Source organism: Acetobacterium sp. K1/6 (assembly GCF_034438075.1).
GTDB classification, from domain to species: Bacteria; Bacillota; Clostridia; order Eubacteriales; family Eubacteriaceae; genus Acetobacterium; species Acetobacterium carbinolicum.
In genome coordinates, this window is sequence record NZ_JAXQGA010000009.1 from 71,884 (window position 1) to 91,476 (window position 19,593).

The following is a 19,593-nucleotide window of genomic DNA, read 5'->3' on the forward strand; positions in this document are numbered from 1 at the left end:
AGCATATGCTCGCTCATTGGGCCAGTTCCAGCATTTTTTCCAGGGCCATAACTGCCTTTGTTCGGGTTTGTTCATCAACATTTATCTGGTTGATGCCGTTTTCCAGGGCATGAGCCACCTTATGCAAGCTGATTTTTTTCATGTTGGGGCAGATCTGATTCTGATTGATCGGATAGAATTTTTTGTCGGGATTATTTTTCTCCAGTTGATAAAAAATACCAATTTCTGTCCCGATGATAAATTCTTCGGCGTCACTGGCAGTGGCGTAATCAATGATCCCTGAGGTACTTCCGACATAATCGGCGGCACCAATCACTGTCAGCGTACATTCGGGATGGACGAGCACCTCTGCGTTGGGATGAGCAGCCTTGGCTTCTTCTAGCTCATCGATCATGATTTCATCATGGACGTGGCAATAGCCATCATTGAAGATAAAATTCTTTTCCGGAAGCTGGCTGGCAATGTATCGGCCGAGGTTTTCATCCGGCACAAAATAGATGTTTTGCTGGGGTAATGCCCTGACTATTTTTAGCGCATTAGATGAGGTCACACAGACATCCACGAATTTTTTTATTTCGGCGGTTGAATTGATATAGCAAACCACTGCCAGATCCTCATAGTTTTCCCGAACTTCCTTAATTTTCTCAATTGCAGCCATATGGGCCATCGGACAATCAGCAAGGGCTTCCGGCATGATCACCGTTTTTTGAGGACTGAGAATTTTAGCACTTTCGCCCATAAAGGTAACCCCGCAAAAGACAATCACTTTTTGAGGTAGCTCGACAGCAATTTTACTGAGATAATAGGAATCACCGACATAGTCAGCAATTTCCTGAATTTCATCACTGACATAGTAATGGGCTAAAATAACCGCATCTTTTTCTTTTTTTAATTTTTCTATTTTTAACAAGATCTCTTTCAATTTTTTATGCCTCCACCTTTTAATCGGTTTTTTATGATTAAAAGTATAGCACTTATCTTTACACCTGACAAGCTGACTGTAAAGTTTATTTCAGATATTTAATGGTTATCGTTGAAATACTGTACCGACTGATCGTTAATCTGTTGCGACAATTGTCGGTACTGCTTTCTCTTTTTGTCTAACGTTTTTATTTAATTTATCAATTTTTTAATCTTTCGGTTCCCTTCCATCATTTGCCCGCCGATAATGATGCCAGCCTGATAGTGGAGCGTAACGTCGTTGCTTTCTGAAGTGAGCTGTTCGAGTAAGTGCTGGTTGGCGAAAACGTCGTGGAAATAGCCCAGATCGTCCTGAATTTTTTCAAACGCGTCCATTGATTTGCGGGTTTTCCGATCAAGAATGGAAGACAGCGCTTCGATGGCATAGCGGAGTTTTTTACTTTTAATGCGAACCCGGTGAACGGCTTGCTGATTTTTTACATCGAGACTTTTCATGCTCTTTTTGATTTTTTTGCGCCAATTGCCAATTTGTTTTTTTGTATAATCTTTAAGGGACGCTAAAAGCAGTGGCGTCTCTTCATCCCAGGGATCATTGAGCTCCCATACCCAAAGGTCTAGTAGATCCAGGGCAAAGGCATCGGTTTTTAGATCGGCTAATAAGTGTTCAAAGGCGATGGCCCGCTTGTTCAGTAGATGGGCTTCCAGCTTTCCGAAGTCGCTAATTTCCTGGTTAGTGTTTTTTCTTACTTTTAAAAGATCTTCCAGCAAAACATCCAGTTGTCGTACTTCGCCAAACTGCTGCCCCATTTTCCTCAAGGTATCCTGTTGTCGCTGATAACTTTCACCTTTGAATAATGGCTTAAAAAAAGCCAGCATCGCCCTGAACTTCCTAATTCTAACCCGAACCTGATGAACCCCTTCCGGATCACTATAATCTGCAAAAAAATCATCATAGGCATTTATGATTTCATTAAAGCCATTCTTCATGATAATCTCCACCGATGCGCCCACCTTTTTTTTTGCTTTTATATTCAGGCTTGATTGATTAACAATTTTTACTGATTTTATTGGCGGTATCTGGGGAAGTAACAACCCCTTTTCATATCGTCCCTGGTTTTCTAATAATAGGGCTGACATCTTTTCCATCATCATCGCTATTTTCCTTCCTTTCATATTAATGATTTTTAGCGCTTTTATTTATATACCCATCGGTGCCTAAAACCCATAATCTAATTGATTGTTTTTATCGAAAATAAAAACAGGAAATCAACAAAGGCTGACTTCCTGTTTTAAATTATGAGCGGGCCGTTAAATTCAGTGAACCACAAAGAACACATATTCCGGGTTGATATAAATGACAAAGGGTTCGCAAAGATTATCTAAGCGATTGCGTTCTTCCCGGCTGATTTCACACTGAATATGAAAATCATCCCGACTATTGGGGCAGCAACCTATTTTTAAATAAAGTGATGTCCGAAAGGGCCCATCACTTTCATCGGCAATCCAAACCAGAAAACTGTTTTGCTGCTGGCCCTCCTGCTTGTCCACCAGTTTAACCTGATTAGCCCGGATTCCTAAATAACCGGACGCCGCTGTTATTTTTTTTTCCGTAGCAAGTGAAATATCCCACTGCGGTACATATAGTCGATTTTCGGAAAGCCGGGTTGCGGCCACGATGTTTTTACAACCGGTGATTTTTGCCGTCTCCAACGATGCTGGCCATTTAAAGATATCATCTTTTTGTCCATAGATTTCGACCTTTCCGGTGTTAAAAACCGCGATATAGTCAGACAGGCGGTAAGCCTCCTCGCGATTATGGGTGACAAAGAGAGTCATTCCCTGAAAATCTTTTAACAACTCCGCCATTTCACGCATCATATGATTTCTGAGATGCACATCCAATGCCGAAAATGGCTCATCTAATAACAGAATATCCGGTTCAACCGCCACCGCCCTGGCCAGGGCTACCCGTTGTTGCTGTCCCCCGGATATTTGGGAAGGGTAGCGTTTTCCAATATCACCTAAATGATATTTTTCCATTAAAGCACTGACCCGATTCTTTATTTCGATCTTAGACAGCTTATCAAGACCGAAGGCAATATTTTCCTCAATGGACATATTAGGAAAAAGCGCGTAGTTCTGAAACAGGAAGCCTACCTTTCTTTCTCCCATGGCAAGATTGATTCTTTTTTCTGAATCAAAGAAAGTTTTGCCATTGATAATAATCTGTCCCTGATCCGGTTTAACCAATCCGGCAATGCAGCGCAACAGCATACTTTTTCCCGAACCGGAAGCCCCTAAAATACCAATAACCTCTTCTTTTGACTGTAGTTTAACATCAAGCTGGAAGCCGTAGAGTTTCTTTTTTATATCAACTAAAAATTCCATTTAATCACCCTCCCAAGCCCCGCTGCTGATTCTTTTTGTAGCTTTCCCAGTAATTATTAATCACGAGAACGGTCAGTGAAATGGCGAAGATAATCATCACCCAGATCAGAGCAATCTTCATTTCGCCACTCTGAGTGGCAAAATAAATAGCGACCGGAATGGTTTCTGTTTTTCCTGGAATACTGCCGGCCACCATCAGGGTTGCTCCAAATTCGCCGAGACATCGCGCAAATGTCAATGCCGTGGCGGCAGCAATCCCGGGCCTGGCAACCGGAACGGCTACCCGCCAAAAGACCTTTCTTTCCGATGCCCCAAGGGTTCTGGCGGCACTAAGGATATTGGGATCGATTTGTTCAAATGCACCCATCGTCGTTTTATACATCAGTGGAAAAGCCACAACAATGGCAGCTATCACAGCCGCATACCAGGAAAAGATAATATTTACCCCAAATATTGATAAGAAATTACCAATTGGACCGTTTTTCCCGATCAAAAGAAGGATGGCAAATCCTGCAACTGTTGGCGGTAAGACCAGTGGAAGCGTTAAAATACCATCAATCAAACCTCTCCATTTTCCTTTATAATTGGTCATCAGCCATGCAACACTAATCCCCAGAAAAAAATTAATGGTTGTCGCTGTTAGCGTAACTTTGATTGAAATCCAAGCTGGTGAAAAATCGAAATTGATACACCTCACTCCCTTCTACACTTCTTAATTAACCTGAATTTTATACCGATGTCATTACTTTTAGCTGCTGTTTATAAAAGCAATCTGGCTTAAATCCTCTGTTTTAACGCTGAAATTTAGAGTGTTTTAAATCCATATTTAACAAAAACATCTTTAGCTGCGTCCGTACTTAAAAAATCGATGAATGCTTGTGCTGGTTCTGAATTTTTACTGGTTTTAATCACCGCTGTTGGGTAAATAATTGCTTTATGTGATTCATCCGAAGCGACCGCAATTGTCTTAACTGAATCAGACACCTTTGCATCGGTTGAATAAACAACGCCGGCATCAACATTTCCCGTTTCAACCCAGGTTAATACTTCTTTAACATCTTTACCATATACTAATTTATCGGTTATTTGATCCATTACATTATAGTGATTAAAAACATCAACTGCATATTGACCAGCTGGCACAGTTGAAGGTTCTCCAATAGCGACTTTTTTAATCGAAGGATCAACTACTTGCGCAAAATCCGTAATGGTGGCGGTAGAATCTTTAGGTACGATCAAAACAACATCATTGCCAAGCAGCTCTTTGATGGTATCATTACTTAACAATTCAGCATCTTTTAAATTGTTCATATACTTCGTGGATGCAGACAAGAAGACATCGACATCAGCGCCTTGTTGAATTTGTTCGGCAAGTGAACCAGAACTTCCAAATGTAATTGCCAGCGTTACATCGGGTTCCTCCTTGGCATATAAATCCTGAATTTCTGTCATGGCATCTTTTAAACTGGCAGCGGCTGAGATAGTCATTGATACCGGTTCCGAATTACCTTCCTCCTTGGCTGCTGACTGACAACCTGCCAGTGCAAAAACCATTGATACCAATGCGATCAGTACAATTCCTCTTTTCGACGCTTTCATCTCGCTTCTCCTTTTTCGTGTTTTTATTATGTTTTGTTATGTTTCGATGTTTTTTATTATACAAAACACCAGGTTCAAAGTCAATTCATTCCATGTTTTTATTTAAAACACGTTATCAACACTATCCGATATCAAGAACCTTGTTTTATTTCTTTTATATTCATCGATTCTTGTATATAATAGAAAGATAATCAAAGAGGAGGCGATCATAGTGAATGATGAACTTTTATACACCCCAGAAGAAATCAGCAAAAAACTTAAAATAACTAAAAACACGGTTTACGAAATGATCAAACGGGGCGATCTTGATGCCCATCGTTTAGGTAAGCATCTGCGCATTTCCCAGTCCCAGTTCGAAAATTATTTATTAAAATCGAAGGGTTCATCCAATCAGTATCAGGGAACGGTGTTTATGGAAGCAGATGAACAATTTGTCAAAGTGGATGATATCACGATCCATGTTCATACCGAATTAACTGGAGAGGTGAAACTTTCTATCCGACCGGAGGATATTATTCTCAGTCTGGAACCATTTACCAGCAGTGCCCGAAATATTTTTAAAGGGGTTGTTGTTGATTTGATCGAAAACAATGATGGCGTTAAGGTTGTTCTGGACATTGGCATTCCTTTGATGTCACTTATCACCAGAAAATCCATGAATAATATGCATATTACCAAGGGCTGTGACCTATATGCGATTTTTAAAACCATGTCCGTTAGTGTCTATAAATAACGATTTGGGTCGTTTATGCATTTTTTTAGTTAACAAATCATCTAAATTTAAAGCGGCTTACGCCGTTTTTTTTTCTACTATTTTAGCGATCTCAGTTGCAATCTGCCCAGGTAAAAACCCGCAACAGTCATACAACGAAGTCAGATCGCCCTGTTCCATTAAAGGGTTTTCAATCGCACGAATCCGCAATTTGCCAGGATTTATTTGCTCATCCTGGGCAATCGCAGCGGCCAGCTTTTCTCCGATGCCACCACTTTTGACGCCTTCTTCCAGAATATAGACAAGCTCTGGCTGTTGTAGCAGTGGCAGCATTTCGCTTAAATCAAGGGGATAAACCTTGACCAGCTTGATCAGACGGATGGAATACGTTGCCCTTAACAGGGCAATGGCATCATAGGCATTTTCTGTTATCCTGCCATAGGTTACCATCACAATTTCTGGTTTAACGGTTTGATGGGCAGCTCTATTGACATCCTGATTGAAAAAATCCTGATAACTCAAACCCTTAAGCTTTATAAACCCACTGCGGTCATATTTTTTCTCGGCACCTTTGGGATAACGAATCACTGCCAGGCTTTTATTTTCAAAACAGGTTGCAAAGCTCATTTTCATTTCATCATAGGTTTCCGGGCTATAAATCTTTATTCCCGGGATGGAGCAGAGGTAAGAACAGTCGTAGATGCCCTGATGGGTAATCCCGTCTCCGGGCACCAGTCCACACCGATCCAGAGCCATAATCAAGGGCAGTTTTTGAATGGCCGCATCATGAATCAGTTGATCATAAACCCGTTGGACGAAGGTTGAATAAATGGCACAAACCGGGGTTTTTCCGTTGGCCGAAAGACCGGCTGCAAAGGTGACGGCATGTTCTTCGGCAATCCCCACATCATAAAAGCGCTGGGGATGAGCCTGAGAAAATTTATCCAGGCCGGTGCCGCCGGTCATCGCGGCGGTAATCGCACAGATGGAAGCGTCGGTGTTCGCTGCAGCTACCATGATCTTTCCGAAAACGGCCGAAAAAGTATCTCCCGAGGGTTTCGCTTCAATTCCTTTGGACAGATCAAAGGGGCCTGAAGAATGATACCTTTCCGGATGCTCCTCGGCATGCTGATAACCCTTCCCTTTTACCGTGTGGACATGAACCAGGCAGCAATTTTGTTTGCTTTTTGCTTCACTAAGCACCGATTCCAACTTTTTCAGATCACCACCATCAACCGGTCCCAGGTAATCCAGACCCAAATGTTCAAAAAAGTTCTCGGCTACCACCCGTTTTTTTATCTGCTTTTTAAATTTTCGGGTACCTTTAATCAGGCCCTCCCCGACTAAGGGAATCCTATGCAAAACAGACTGGGTATGATGTTTTAAATTAAAATAATTCTGACTGTTTCTGATTTTTGATAAATAATTAGATAGGCCACCGACATTTTCCGAGATGGACATTTCATTGTCATTGAGGATAATGATTAATCTCAGATTTTTTTTATTGCAATTATTTAGGGCTTCATAAATCATCCCGTTTGTGAATGATCCATCCCCCACTACAGCAACAACATAATGCTGCTTGCCATCTAACTGATTGGCCATGGCCAGACCCAGGGCCGCCGATACGGAAGTACCACTATGCCCGGCCCCAAAAGCATCACACTCGTTCCGATTGGTAAAACCAGAGATACCCTGCCACTGACGTAGGGTATTAAACTGCTGCTGCCGTCCGGTTAACAATTTATGAGCGTAGCATTGGTGACCTACATCAAAAACAATTTGATCATCGGGGTCGTCAAAAACAAGGTGGATAGCCAGGGTGGTTTCAACAATACCCAGATTGGAAGCCAGATGTCCACCATTTTTTGATACCGTTTCTAAAATTCTACTCCGTAGTTCTCCGGCCAGATTATCAAGGTCTGTACGGGACAGACTCTTTAAATCCTGGGGGGATAAAATATCATTTAATATCGTCAATTTGAATCCTTTCACTGTTTCTTCCCCACACCGCTAGGGATCATCGAAACAATTGCCATCAATCGCAGCATTATTTTGATCGTTTTTTGTTTTTACAGATTCTTATTTGAACCCGACTGAAGCCGCAATCATATCACAGGAAAAATAATTTTTCTTTAATCCTCTTCACCTGAATTTTTTTCTGAAACCTTCTCTGTTATCAGCTTTTCAAAGTCATCGACTGATAGGGGTTTATGAAAATAATAGCCTTGAACTTCATCACAACCATTTTCTTTCATAAACTCAAATTGTTCAATCGTCTCAACCCCTTCAGCAATGACCTTCAAATCCATTTGTTTTGCCAGGTTCAAGATGGCTTTGGCAATCTTTCCATTATCATTTGCCGGGTAATCCTTAATAAATTCCCGATCAATTTTCAGACGGTCAAAATTGAAATTTCGCAGGTATTTTAAGGATGAATAACCGGTCCCGAAATCATCAATGGCCACTTTAACACCCAGGGCTTTGATTTTCTCCAGTTGACTTCTGGCCCCTTCCATATTTTCAACTAGAATCCCTTCGGTAATTTCAACTTCCAGCAATTCTGCCGGCATTTCATATTTTTTTAGAAGCGTCTCAATAATTTGCGGAAGATCTGATTTTTTAAATTGAATCGGCGATAAGTTCACCGCCACCACATTTTTTTTGTTTGTTCGATCCAGCCACTTTTTGTTTTGTTTAATCGCTTCTTCCAAAACCCAATTGCCGATGGGAATAATTAATTCGGTGCTTTCTGCCACCGGAATAAACTGATCTGGACTGATTTGCCCGAGATTCCCGTTATGCCATCGCAACAGGGCCTCGCTGGCAAAGATTGCCCTGGTTCCGACTTGCACCTGGGGCTGATAGACTAAACTGAGTTCGTTCTTTTCAAGCGCACTCCGCAGCTCGGTTTCTAACTTTAAATTGTTAAAATAATTTTCTTTAATCTCTTTTTCATAAAAAACATAGGTGTTATCACCCGTTTGAAGGGCGTAGTTTTTAGCGATGTTTCCATATTCAATGAGCTTTTCCAGATCAGCACTATCCTCCTGAAAAACAGCGATGCCAATCGACACGTTTAGGTAAACCTTCTCGTCACCAATGTCGATAGGTTCTTTTAAATAGATCATCATCTTATTCATCAGATGATCCATTGCCAATCTATCAACACAATTAACCCGAGAAATGACGAACTCGTCTTTACGGAGAAGTCCCAGGAGATCCCCACTGTTTAAGAATGTCTGAATCCGCCGGGATGCCTCTCTCATGAAAATGTTCCTGACTTCTTTTCCTAAATTATCACGCAGCCGATTAAAATTTGTAATCTGGATAACAATGATCGCCAGATGATCAACCTGCTTAATAAATTCCCGGGTTTTAATCTCAAAAAGCGCCTGAGTTGGCAGTCCGGTATTTTCATCATAATGTTTAATTTTATTGATGGCCTCTTGAGTAATCTTTATTTCGGTTAAATCTTCAATGACCTCCAGATAATTACTTAAGGTCTCACTTTTGCTGTCTAACATTCTCGAGATGGTCATATATTTGGAATATCTGGTGCCATCTTTTTTTTCATCGACAATTTCTCCCTGCCAGTTGCCTTCCTCCTTGACCGTTTTCCAGATCTCGCGGTAAACCGCATGTAAATTCTCCTCTGCTTTGAAATCGATCGGTTTTCTGCCCATGATCTCGTCTTCCGAATAGCCAGTAATGGCTGAAAACGCCTTGTTAATATAGACAACCCGCATCTCGGCATCCATAATGATAATCCCTTCTTTGGAATTTTTAAAAATACTGTCGGTGATTTTCTCCCGGGAGCTGGCTTCCTTTTTCTGTATCAGCAACCGGGCAACTATCAGGCTGACAATGCCTAAAACAAGAATCAGCAAAGCGGCGATAAGCATCATGTTCCGGTTATTTTCATTTATAAAAACGCCTAAGGTGTCTAGAGGAGCCGCACCAACTAAGATCCACCGCAGATTTTGATAGCCTTCTAATGGATAAATGGGCGTATAAAAATAGAGATCCTTGCCATCATCGAAATAGCCATTGCCGTTGTTCAAAATGGCCTGCCAAATTTCCGGATTTTCCTCGCTGAATGTGCCTTCCTCGTGATTGCTGTACATAAACGAAAAGTCTTTGTCGCTGTTCTCACTTAACAGATAATAACCTTCATCATTTAATAGCAAAACCTTCATATCCATATTGCTTTGTGAATCATTTTCGATTTGATCCAACATATTTTTAGCCAGATAGTCTAAAACCAGGATTCCCTGTCGTTCACCTTCATCATTAAAAACCGGTATCGTCAGTCGCATTACCGGTTTTACCGGCATTTCGACTTCTCCCCCCTCTTTACTCAAATCCATCGGTGAAATATAAATTTCACCGGAATTCAGCTTCATTGCCTCCAAAAAATAGGTCTGATCACCCTTATTTTCCAAGGCGCTGTCCGCAACCGCTGTGGGGCCATTTTCAGTATCATTCACGCGCACCTTTTCAGCCCCATCAATGCCGACAAACCGGATCGAATCATAGATTTTTTTATTTGTCATCATGTTGGAAAGCATTCGTTTTAACTCACCTTGATTATTAACATCCGCCGAGTTATTAATATAGTCCTTCATTTCGCCCGAGTGCAGAATAATGTTACCATCTGAATTGATATCTTCAAAAATCAAATTGACGTTGACGCTGACAATCTCACCGCTATTTTGTTGTCTGATTTTTATGATGTTCTTTTCATTTTCAATATTGATATTAATAAAAAGACCTGCCAAAGCCACCACAATCAGCAATCCTGCTACAAAGATCATTAAAAAATTCTTTAGCATCTGTTTTATGCGCGTATTTTTAGTCTCCATCATCATTGTCCTTTCGATCAAATTTCTTATGACCATTATACTCGACTGACCACAGTGATGCAATTAAATCCATGCCCGAGTAAAAATCAACAAAAAGCCACACATCTTAGATGCATAGCTTTTTTTGTGCTTTTTACTTGGGTTTTAAATCCTTATTTGAACGATACTTGGCATTTTTGTTGAGAGCATTAGCCGATACTTGGTTCAATAACCGCTTTCGGTTCGATGACTACTACTGGTGCCTCACTTTTTAGATTAAGTGCATGCACATCCGGGGTGTGAAACAGGGGCATTTTTTTGATGATCTTTACCCACACCACCGAATAGGTGACAAGCAGTGCCAGTAAGATAAAGAAGATCTTATAGATCAGCGTTCGGGCTTCCCCCTCAGCAATGTTCCAGATCATAAAAAGATTACCGGCGATACATAAAAATTGTGGAATTCCAAATAAGGTCAACTTCTTATTTCGACCCGGCATATCCGGATATTTTTTTCGCAGGACCAACACCGAAATATTCACCAGAATATAGGAGGTTAACCAGAAACAAGATGCCGCCAATAAGATATTGGAAAGACCTGATGATTGGGTAAACCCTGTTGCCAGCAAAACAAAATTACCGCCAAAAATGAGAATCAGACCGCCAATCGGCACCTTGTTTTTGTTCTTTTTGGCAAATATTTTGGGCATACACTCATCCTGAGCCATCCCGGAGAGAATTTTACCGACACTGCCAAGTACGGTATTAACCGTGCTGACACCTGCTAAAAGGGTGACAATCCCCATCCAGTAGACTCCAAATTGTCCCAATAAATTCTCTGCAAAGATCATATGCGGCAATGCCTCGCTTCCCAATTCTGCCAGGGTGACATAATTGGTCATCCCAACACCCAACATGGCCTGGACAACAAATAGCATCACAATCCCCAGAATCATGGACAGGGGCACATCGCGCTTGGGGTTCTTTAAATCTTTAGCCAGGGGAATCACAAATTCGATACCAATAAACAACCAGAATGCCACGGCTGCCAGTGAGACATAGCCACTGAGCCCAACGACCGGAGCTGCGGTCTGTTGGGCTGCCGTTATTACCGGTCCAACCCCCAGCTTAAAGAAACTAATAATGCCCATCACGGTCATCGATCCGATTAGCAAAACAACTACGATGCTTTGAACCCTGGCAAAAAGGTTGACGCCCTTGTAATTAATAAAGAATAAGATGGACAGGATGGCCACACTAAGAACTGGTGCGGGAATCATTGGTAAAAAGTACGCATTAATGACCATCCCACACATGGCCATCTCCACCGAGGCGGCCAGAATGCTGGTAATCACATAGGCTGACAGATTTGAGATAATCGACGCCACCGGCCCCAGACCAGCCAGGGTATATTGTCCCAGTCCACCTTCCACGTTCGGCATAATTGCATAAAGCTCACCAAAGGTAATCGATAGCATGATATTTAAAATCAGCACCACAAACAACGACACAATAAATCCGGTTCCGGCCAGGCCCATTCCACGACCCAGGGTCAGCAGACAGCTGGTGGCCACAATGAGTCCTACGCATACCGACACGGCGCTTCCCAATCCCAGTTTTTTCTTGTTTTCCATAATCGTCTCCTTATAATTAAATTCTCATCATAAAATTTTTTTCTTGTGAAGCCATAAAAAAAGATGCCCGGACACCTGCTAACAGATATCCGAGCACCCTTGCTCTTGTTTTATTTTTTATTCTCTATACGTTTGATTAAAGATTTTGCCAATTGATACATGTAATTGTGCAGGCGATTAATAATCGCCCCTACATTAATGTTAATTCGACTTATAATAACAATAATTTCTAAATCATAATTTATCTTTAAATCACGATTAATCGCTTGTTATATTCTATTTCCTTTAAAGAATGAACATACTTTCCCGGTGTCGTATTGGTGAGTTCATAAAAATCCCGGATCATGTGGGATTGGTCATAGTACCCCAACTCGATGGAAAGCTGTGCCAGATTGGCATCAAAAATGTTTTTATCAAAATTATTGAGATTGCTCAACAAATGTTGAAACCGGATCAGTTTACAAAAGATCTTCGGCGGCAAGCCAAATTCCCGGGAAAACACCTTATTAATGGTGCGCACTGAATAACCAGCGGTTTCGGCCAATTCACTGACCTTGATCTGGCCAGCGGTAGCGCTTATTTTTTTAAGCAGAAACTGCTTTAAATTTCTGTTTTTATCCTCTGCCTGAGACTGCTGATAGAGGGGGATATACATTTTTAAAAACGCCTGGATCTGATTATTAAAATCTCGGCTGGTGGTGATCGTATCAAACAATTCCTTATTTTTAATCACTTCCAGAAAGGGAATTTGATTTTCCACAAAATCGGACATCGCCACATGATTAAAGTTAAAGGACAAACCGGGCATAAAACGAATGCCAAAAAAATAGCTGCGTTTATTATTCACGATCCGGGGCTGTAACACCGTTCCGCAAATATTGGCATAAGGCTGTTTGTCATCGCAGCAAAAGAGCATATCGATGCATCCGTCGGGCACGGCAATAACTTCATTGCCGATGACATCATTATTAAAACTATAAAAATGAGAAATGCCATAATCCATCACCACCGCCTTGTAATAACGCGAGGTTGCCATCACAAAATAAGGCTGCTTGGGACTGACAATTATTTTATTCTGATCACCAATCATTGGCCTCCTCCGTCCTGTTATTTTTACCACTTTGGCATATGTACATTATAACATACGAATATTCGAAAATACAATGATTCGCTCCTTAAATTTTCGCTTTAAAGCGGTCGTATCGAAACGCACTCAGATCCAGGGTTGTTGTTTCTGCTGTTGCCAGTTCGGATAAAAGTAACCCTACCGTGGGCGCGATGCCAAAGCCATGGCCGGAAAAGGCGGCGGCAATAATCAGTCCCGGCACCTCTTCCACCGGGCTGATGACCGGTACCATGTCGGCACAGACATCCATCCAACCCGCCCAGGTTCTAACAATCTTGACATCCTCCAACATCGGAAAGTACTTCATAATTCCCCGACAAATACAGGAAGCGGTAATACTGGCAGTCGTGGGTGTGCCATTGTCCCGGTTCACCCCTTCAAACCCCGATGATCCCCCAAAAACAAAGGAACCGTGGGTGCTCTGGTGCCCGTAAAAATCGGCAGCGGCAGTTCCCAGCATCTGGTAGAACATCGGCGGCTGGGCTTCGGTGACCAATACCTCCAGCAAAGCCTGAGTCATGGGGATATCAATTCCTAATTGGGAGGCCAGTTCCCGGCTTTCGTAACCGGCGGCCAGAATAATCGTCGCCCCTTCATAAACAGCGTTTTGGGTCACCACCTGCCTGGCCTTACCCCGGATCTTACGGATCTCCTGGACTCCTTCGCCGGTGATAAAGCGAACCCCCAACTGTCGGGCTTTCCGATAATAAGCCAGGGTTGTCAGCATCGGGTTGGCATGACCATCAGTGGGACACCAACTGGCACCGGTAACCTCTTGCGAAAGATAAGGACAGATCGCTCGGGCTTCTTCACCGCCAATCATCCGGACCTCCAAGCCGCCAGCGGCAGCGTCTTTGGTCAATCCGCTCAAAATATCAAGATGCGCTTCAGTTTTACCCAAACGCAGATTCCCTTGCTGATAATATTCCACATCCATATCAAGTTCCTCGGACAGGGTTGGCCAGATGTTTTTAATGCCATACATGGCCAGCGGCAATTCCCGTTTGTCCCGGCCGGACTGGCGAACACCGCCGCCATTTCGGGACGATCCGCCATTCCCGATGCTCTCGCTTTTTTCCAGGACAATAACAGAACAGCCTTTTTTAGCCAGATAATAGGCGGCTGCATTGCCAATGACGCCGCTGCCAATAATAATGATGTCTGCATTGTTTTTCATGTTATTTTCCTCATCTAATTTCTCTTCTATTTTTCATTTCCTAAAACCTTCATTTCAAGCGGCCGCATCGGTGCCCGGGAAACCGCCGGTTCCAGATCCAGGGGGGATACCCCAAGTTCCCGGGCTACAATCCCCTTGATCAAGCGGCCGCAGGTTTGTCCCTGACAGAGACCCATACCGGTTCTTAAATAGCGTCTGATTTCTGTTAATGTGAACATCCCATCGTGAACCGCTTTTCTGATTTCGCCTTTGGTGATTTCTTCACAGCGGCAGATGATCATGGCGTCATCTGCCGCGGGGAGATAGTCACCCAGATTTCGTGATCGATCCTTGTTATTTTGCATCGTCTACACCTCCTGTGCCGCTTTAAAAAAGCGGGCCTTCATGGCCATGCTAAGCGGCACCTTCATGGTTACTAAACTGGTTTTGTCAAAAGCCGGAAGGCTTTTGACTTCCGTAATTTCCGCCCCACAGATTTCTTGACCACTACGATCCAGGGCCATTCCCTGGCATCCTTTTTCCGGCAGCGGGTAAAACTCATAGGGGATGGTCACCATTGCTGTGCCCGCTTCTTCGTCCTCTTTGACTAAGAAGATCGACTGTCCGGAACAGGCCGCCACGCAGAGGCCGCAACCCGAACACTGAGCATCGGCCCTGACTACGGGCAGGGAGGTGATTTTTTCACCGATGCTGATACACTTTTTCGGACAGGCATCCTGACAGGGGTTACAGGGAATATTTTGGGAACATTCGATAACGGGACGAATCCCTTTTGCTTTTGTGACGCCCGGATAGCTTAAAACTTCTTCGTTGGTGAGATAGCCTCGTGTCAACAAACTCTGGGAAACCTCATAGCCTTCCTCGGTGTGTTTGACTTCCCGGCCCTTGTTTTCGGGACTAAACATCCCCGCTCTTAGAGCCAGCAACGCCTCTTCCAACTCCCGGACCTTATCGGTTAGTTCTTCGCTGTCAATAAAACCTAACCGGGCAGCCGCCGCCACACCGGCGATACGGCCCTCAATCATGGCTGAGCTGGCCTCTTCAATTCCGGAAACATCACCCGCCACAAAGATTCCCGCTATCGAAGTTTCGCCATAAGAATTACCCATTGGCACATAACCACCCTTGGCGGGATTTTCTTCCATCGCACAACCAGCCATTTTAAGTAACTGGGACATCGGCGATAAACCGACCGCCAGACAGATAGTATCGACCTCAAAATCTTTTTGTGATCCCGGGATCACCTGCCATTTTGAATCCACCTCAGCGATGCTCACTCCGGTAACATAGTCATTACCATGGGCCTTGATAATGGTGTGGGACAAATAAAAGGGTACCCCGCAGCGGGCCAGCTTGGCAGCATGAACCCCATAGCCGCCAATTCTGGGAGCGGCATCCACCAGGGCCACCACCTCACAGCCAGCCTGCAGCAATTGATAGCTGACCACCAGCCCGACGTTACCAGTTCCCAGCATCAGCACTTTTTTCCCCGGTCGGATGCGGTGGAGATTCATCATCGTCTGAGCCGCTCCGGCACCAATAACGCCAGGTAAGGTCCAACCATCAAAGGTGATCATATTTTCGGAGGCACCGGTTGCTACGATAATGGCATCCCCTTTGTAATGGATCACCTCATCACCTTGGGAAACCAGCACTTCCTTATCCAGATAGAGCCCAGCCACTACGGCATTCAGGACCACCTCGACCCCAGCAGTTTGAGCTTCTTTTAATAAATCCTCGCCAATTTTAAAGCCACGGATTTTAGCCTTATGTTCTTTTGATCCAAAAAACTTATGGATCTGTTTAAATAATTGTCCGCCGGGTCTGGCATTTTCGTCAAAAACAATGACCCGCAGTCCTCTTTTGGCCGCCTCAATGGCGGCGGATAGCCCGGCCGGACCGGCACCGACGACTATTACATCATATCTTTTCATAACCCACCTATTCCTTTTTCTTGTCCTTAACCCAGGTTGTTTTTACTTTTTTGCACCCACCCCGTATTGGGTTAAAACAGTCATTCCTGCCACCAGCGGGGTAACACAGGTTCGTACATTTGGTTTGCCATCCACAACCATAACACAATCGGTACAGCGGCCAATGGCACAAAAGATGCCTCTTGGGGTATTTTCTTTGTGCGTGTGGCGTAAAGCCATCACCCCAGCCGCCCGTAGCGCCATGGCAATGGGTTCGGCTTCGTAACCTTCTATCGGTTTTCCATCAAAGTAAAAGGTGACCAAGCGGCCTTTATTGCTTTCACCCAAAATTGGGTGTTCTGTTATTCTCATTTTGATGCTCCTTTCAGTGATAACGATTTATGCCAGATAGGGTTCGTCCCAGAGGTTCAGCTTGGTTCCGATCCCTTTTTCAAGGGCCTTGCGATAAAGTCTTGTACCCCAGGCAATGTCTTCCACCGGCATGCCGCCGACGGTGTAAAGAATGATCTCATCCTCTGATTGCCGGGCCGGTGTTCTGCCGGCAATAATGTTACCCAGATCGCTGACATCCTCGGGTTTCATGATTCCTTTTTCAATCAGATCCATGTAGTGAACAGCTAATAATCCGACAATTTCATAGCGCGGTGCGGGTAATTCTTCACTCCAGGCTTCGTAGAGTTTGAAATTATCAACCACATTTCTAGCCCGATTTAAGATAAAATCGTCATCAAACCGAACATTTGCCGGCATACAGAATAAGGTGCCGGGTTTAATCCATTCTTCTTTAATATAGGGATAGGACTCAGAACCCACCGATCCCGATGTTGCCACACTGACAATATCAGATCCTCTGACCGCTGCTTCCATGGTATCCACAATTTCAATGGTTTTAATCTGTGGAAATTCTCTTTTAACATAGTCCGCATAGGCTTCGGCAGTGGCCCTGCGGCGGCCATTTATTTTTATGGTATCGATCGTTGGACAGGTCACCATAAACGACGCCAAAGCAGTTTTATTCATGACCCCAGGGCCAATGATCCCCACCACCCGTGAATTTTTTCGGGCCAGATATTTGGCACCGACTCCGGGAATCGCGCCGGTGCGAATGGCACTTAAGATATTCGCCGACATCAATGCCATCGGAGCCCCCGTCTCTTTGTCATTTAACATCACCGTCAGAATCGACCGCGGCAGACCTTTTTCCTTATTACTGGTATTCGACCCATACCACTTCATTCCGGCCATATCAAATTCACCACCTAAATAGGCTGGCATAGCCATATAGCGTCGATCCGGTCCATCAAGGGGCATATTGGGAAAGGGTGAGCTTTCCGGAAAGGACAGCATAATGCCGTGGGAGTTCCGGTTTGCTCCGCCCATAATATAATCGCCATCGCTCATCAGTTTAAACATTTCAATCATCGTGTCCACACAGCCGGCCATATCCAAAACCCCGGCTCTTATCATATCCGGTTCATTTAAGTATAAAAAATCAATTTTAGTTTCCATCATTATTTCTCCTCATCTTTTATTTGAAATACAACTAGGTGTTTCTCATAATTTTTAAAAAAATCATCGTCTACACAAGCAGATCATTTTCTTCTAAATCATTTTCTTCAAAAATAAAAAAAGACAATGCGCTTACTTCCCTTGGGAAATCAGACCGCTTTGTCTTTCTGTCTATACTTTACGCTATTTTTAATGGATCTTATTGTAAAAATCGGAACTTTTTTTAAATTTTTGACAATTATTACTCGCGCATACTTTTATGTGATGGGGACGGTGATCTCGGCAATCTCGTTTTTCCCTCTGACAAAGGTGACGGTGAGGGTTTTACTGTCTGTTTCCAGCGCATAGGCAATGCTTGCCGAACAGCTTCCGCCAATCGGGGTCTCCTGAATCATTCGGTTAGGGTCTTTAATATTATAGGCCTCAAGGTTATTCCCTTTGTCATCGACCACCACAAAGTCACCCTGGGCCAGAAAAAAATCCATGTCATATTTTTTCTGATAGCTGATATTGTTGTATGTGTAATCAAGAAAAATAACCTGTTTAGGATTGACATCGGTATCCGCACTTCTTTTTGCAGTTTTTCTAGCTCCGTTAATTGCGACACTGTAATCGCCAATGACAGTGGTTACTAAAAAGGGCTCATTTATCACCATTTCCGGTAGTTTTTTGGCCTGGGTACTGGCTGAATCTGTTTGAAGGTTAAAAATATTTTCCAATCCACAGCCGGTAAGCCCAAAAACAATTAAAACCCCCAGCATCAGAAAGATACTCTTATTTTTCATAACCCACCTCCGTATGCTTAAATTATAGCCCCACTGAAAGAGGAAGGCAAGGAGAATTGCTGATCCTTGTGATCTCAATCGTTAATTTTCCTGATTGACTAAATACTGCGTTTGTAATTTTTGCTTTGTCAGCGGCCCAATTTTTCCGGCCCGGTATGCTTTGCTGTATTTGCGGCAATGTTTATCCCGACCCAACAAGGCCTCGGTGGCAAAAATTGTCCCCATCATATCGCGGTTCATCGGGTCCATCACCGCCGAGTCCATCCCGGCCTGAATGGCATAGGCTAAAGCATTTTTATTAATCAACGACCGAAGCGGCAGGCCAAAAGAAATGTTGCTGATCGCACCGGTTACATGAATGGTTGGATATAGTGCTTTGATGGCTTTAATTTCTTTTACAAAATTCAACAAGGACTGATTGTCCGTTGACAATGCCATCACACAGGGATCAATATGCATACGTTCCGGAGCGATGCCATATTTGGCCGCCTTTTTCACCATCGTTGTGGTAATGTCAAGCTTTGTCTGTAAATCAGTGGGGATACCGTTGTTATCGCAGGTAAGTCCGACTACCTCCCAGCTATTGCCTTCCATTAGGGGCAGCAAGACCTCGCACTTGTCGCCTTCTTCCGAGATCGAATTGAGCATCCCCGGTTTGTTGGCATATTTAAAAGCGGCCTCAATCACCCGGGGGTTGGGGCTATCAATGCATAAGGGTGTATCGGTAACATCCTGAACTACTTCAATCAACCATTTTAGGGTTTCAATTTCGTATTCCGGGGCGGTGCTGGCACATACATCGATAAAATCGGCTCCGGCTTCAGTCTGTTTCACTGCCCGATCGGCAATAAAAACCGCATCTCTTTTTTCGATCGCTTCTTTCACTGCGGGAATGGTACCATTAATCTTTTCTCCAATGATAATCATCTCTATCTCCTGTTTTTTTGTCATTCACAAATTCTAA

The 19,593-nt window shown here is 43.5% G+C and carries 17 protein-coding genes; 1 reads left to right on the top strand and 16 read right to left on the bottom strand.

What is annotated here, in order from left to right; all coding sequences use genetic code 11:
* Nucleotides 1-13: 13 nt before the first annotated feature.
* The 5 genes from nadA to modA all read right to left on the bottom strand — a co-directional run bounded on the left by nadA (nt 14) and on the right by modA (nt 4,908).
* The gene (gene nadA, locus U2P91_RS09745; protein WP_322519539.1) at nt 14-922 is read right to left on the bottom strand and encodes a quinolinate synthase NadA; all 909 of its coding nucleotides are present in this window, start codon (nt 920-922) and stop codon (nt 14-16) included.
* 191 nt (nt 923-1,113) lie between these two features.
* Nucleotides 1,114-2,073, bottom strand: a complete 960-nt coding sequence (locus U2P91_RS09750; protein ID WP_322519540.1) for a CHAD domain-containing protein — start codon at nt 2,071-2,073, stop codon at nt 1,114-1,116.
* 162 nt (nt 2,074-2,235) lie between these two features.
* Nucleotides 2,236-3,309 carry a sulfate/molybdate ABC transporter ATP-binding protein gene (locus U2P91_RS09755; RefSeq protein WP_322519541.1) on the bottom strand — a complete coding sequence of 358 codons (1,074 nt, stop codon included), beginning with the start codon at nt 3,307-3,309 and terminating at the stop codon, nt 2,236-2,238.
* A 4-nt stretch (nt 3,310-3,313) separates the two neighbouring features.
* Nucleotides 3,314-3,997 (bottom strand): molybdate ABC transporter permease subunit, encoded by a 684-nt coding sequence (gene modB, locus U2P91_RS09760; RefSeq protein ID WP_111889714.1) that lies wholly within the window; start codon nt 3,995-3,997, stop codon nt 3,314-3,316.
* Nucleotides 3,998-4,113: 116 nt separating this feature from the next.
* Nucleotides 4,114-4,908 (bottom strand): molybdate ABC transporter substrate-binding protein, encoded by a 795-nt coding sequence (gene modA, locus U2P91_RS09765; RefSeq protein ID WP_322519542.1) that lies wholly within the window; start codon nt 4,906-4,908, stop codon nt 4,114-4,116.
* Between the two features lie 211 nt (nt 4,909-5,119).
* Here modA and U2P91_RS09770 point away from each other — a divergent pair, with 211 nt between their 5' ends.
* A complete protein-coding gene (locus U2P91_RS09770; RefSeq protein WP_322519543.1) occupies nt 5,120-5,641 on the top strand; it encodes a helix-turn-helix domain-containing protein in 522 nt (173 codons plus the stop codon).
* Nucleotides 5,642-5,698: 57 nt separating this feature from the next.
* Here the strand turns inward: U2P91_RS09770 and dxs are convergent, their stop codons facing one another.
* The 11 genes from dxs to U2P91_RS09825 all read right to left on the bottom strand — a co-directional run bounded on the left by dxs (nt 5,699) and on the right by U2P91_RS09825 (nt 19,556).
* Nucleotides 5,699-7,615, bottom strand: coding sequence for a 1-deoxy-D-xylulose-5-phosphate synthase (gene dxs, locus U2P91_RS09775; RefSeq protein WP_322519544.1), 1,917 nt, complete (start codon nt 7,613-7,615; stop codon nt 5,699-5,701).
* Nucleotides 7,616-7,755: 140 nt separating this feature from the next.
* The gene (locus U2P91_RS09780) at nt 7,756-10,485 is read right to left on the bottom strand and encodes an EAL domain-containing protein (RefSeq protein ID WP_322519545.1); all 2,730 of its coding nucleotides are present in this window, start codon (nt 10,483-10,485) and stop codon (nt 7,756-7,758) included.
* A 188-nt stretch (nt 10,486-10,673) separates the two neighbouring features.
* Nucleotides 10,674-12,098, bottom strand: coding sequence for an APC family permease (locus U2P91_RS09785; protein WP_322519546.1), 1,425 nt, complete (start codon nt 12,096-12,098; stop codon nt 10,674-10,676).
* 247 nt (nt 12,099-12,345) lie between these two features.
* Nucleotides 12,346-13,188: a helix-turn-helix domain-containing protein gene (locus U2P91_RS09790; RefSeq protein WP_111887876.1), complete on the bottom strand. Its 843-nt coding sequence runs from the start codon at nt 13,186-13,188 to the stop codon at nt 12,346-12,348.
* Nucleotides 13,189-13,273: 85 nt separating this feature from the next.
* Nucleotides 13,274-14,401 (bottom strand): NAD(P)/FAD-dependent oxidoreductase, encoded by a 1,128-nt coding sequence (locus U2P91_RS09795; protein WP_111887878.1) that lies wholly within the window; start codon nt 14,399-14,401, stop codon nt 13,274-13,276.
* Between the two features lie 26 nt (nt 14,402-14,427).
* Nucleotides 14,428-14,745: a (2Fe-2S)-binding protein gene (locus U2P91_RS09800; protein WP_111887879.1), complete on the bottom strand. Its 318-nt coding sequence runs from the start codon at nt 14,743-14,745 to the stop codon at nt 14,428-14,430.
* A 3-nt stretch (nt 14,746-14,748) separates the two neighbouring features.
* Complete coding sequence (locus U2P91_RS09805; protein WP_322519547.1) at nt 14,749-16,335, bottom strand: FAD-dependent oxidoreductase; 1,587 nt, start codon at nt 16,333-16,335, stop codon at nt 14,749-14,751.
* A 42-nt stretch (nt 16,336-16,377) separates the two neighbouring features.
* Nucleotides 16,378-16,686, bottom strand: a complete 309-nt coding sequence (locus tag U2P91_RS09810) for a (2Fe-2S)-binding protein (RefSeq protein WP_111887881.1) — start codon at nt 16,684-16,686, stop codon at nt 16,378-16,380.
* 27 nt (nt 16,687-16,713) lie between these two features.
* Nucleotides 16,714-17,847, bottom strand: a complete 1,134-nt coding sequence (locus U2P91_RS09815; RefSeq protein WP_111887882.1) for a tyramine oxidase subunit B — start codon at nt 17,845-17,847, stop codon at nt 16,714-16,716.
* A 254-nt stretch (nt 17,848-18,101) separates the two neighbouring features.
* Nucleotides 18,102-18,629 (bottom strand): DUF5067 domain-containing protein, encoded by a 528-nt coding sequence (locus tag U2P91_RS09820; RefSeq protein WP_322519548.1) that lies wholly within the window; start codon nt 18,627-18,629, stop codon nt 18,102-18,104.
* 81 nt (nt 18,630-18,710) lie between these two features.
* Nucleotides 18,711-19,556 (bottom strand): methyltetrahydrofolate cobalamin methyltransferase, encoded by an 846-nt coding sequence (locus tag U2P91_RS09825; RefSeq protein ID WP_322519549.1) that lies wholly within the window; start codon nt 19,554-19,556, stop codon nt 18,711-18,713.
* Nucleotides 19,557-19,593 lie beyond the last annotated feature (37 nt).

Coding starts and splice junctions, on each gene's coding strand:
- U2P91_RS09750 (WP_322519540.1), bottom strand. CDS start 2,073: ATGATGATGGAAAAGATGTCAGCCCTATTATTAGAAAACCAGGGACGA.
- U2P91_RS09785 (WP_322519546.1), bottom strand. CDS start 12,098: ATGGAAAACAAGAAAAAACTGGGATTGGGAAGCGCCGTGTCGGTATGC.
- U2P91_RS09815 (WP_111887882.1), bottom strand. CDS start 17,847: ATGATGGAAACTAAAATTGATTTTTTATACTTAAATGAACCGGATATG.
- modA (WP_322519542.1), bottom strand. CDS start 4,908: ATGAAAGCGTCGAAAAGAGGAATTGTACTGATCGCATTGGTATCAATG.
- U2P91_RS09810 (WP_111887881.1), bottom strand. CDS start 16,686: ATGAGAATAACAGAACACCCAATTTTGGGTGAAAGCAATAAAGGCCGC.
- U2P91_RS09825 (WP_322519549.1), bottom strand. CDS start 19,556: ATGATTATCATTGGAGAAAAGATTAATGGTACCATTCCCGCAGTGAAA.
- U2P91_RS09820 (WP_322519548.1), bottom strand. CDS start 18,629: ATGAAAAATAAGAGTATCTTTCTGATGCTGGGGGTTTTAATTGTTTTT.
- U2P91_RS09795 (WP_111887878.1), bottom strand. CDS start 14,401: ATGAAAAACAATGCAGACATCATTATTATTGGCAGCGGCGTCATTGGC.
- U2P91_RS09790 (WP_111887876.1), bottom strand. CDS start 13,188: ATGATTGGTGATCAGAATAAAATAATTGTCAGTCCCAAGCAGCCTTAT.
- U2P91_RS09755 (WP_322519541.1), bottom strand. CDS start 3,309: ATGGAATTTTTAGTTGATATAAAAAAGAAACTCTACGGCTTCCAGCTT.
- U2P91_RS09780 (WP_322519545.1), bottom strand. CDS start 10,485: ATGGAGACTAAAAATACGCGCATAAAACAGATGCTAAAGAATTTTTTA.
- U2P91_RS09805 (WP_322519547.1), bottom strand. CDS start 16,335: ATGAAAAGATATGATGTAATAGTCGTCGGTGCCGGTCCGGCCGGGCTA.
- U2P91_RS09800 (WP_111887879.1), bottom strand. CDS start 14,745: ATGCAAAATAACAAGGATCGATCACGAAATCTGGGTGACTATCTCCCC.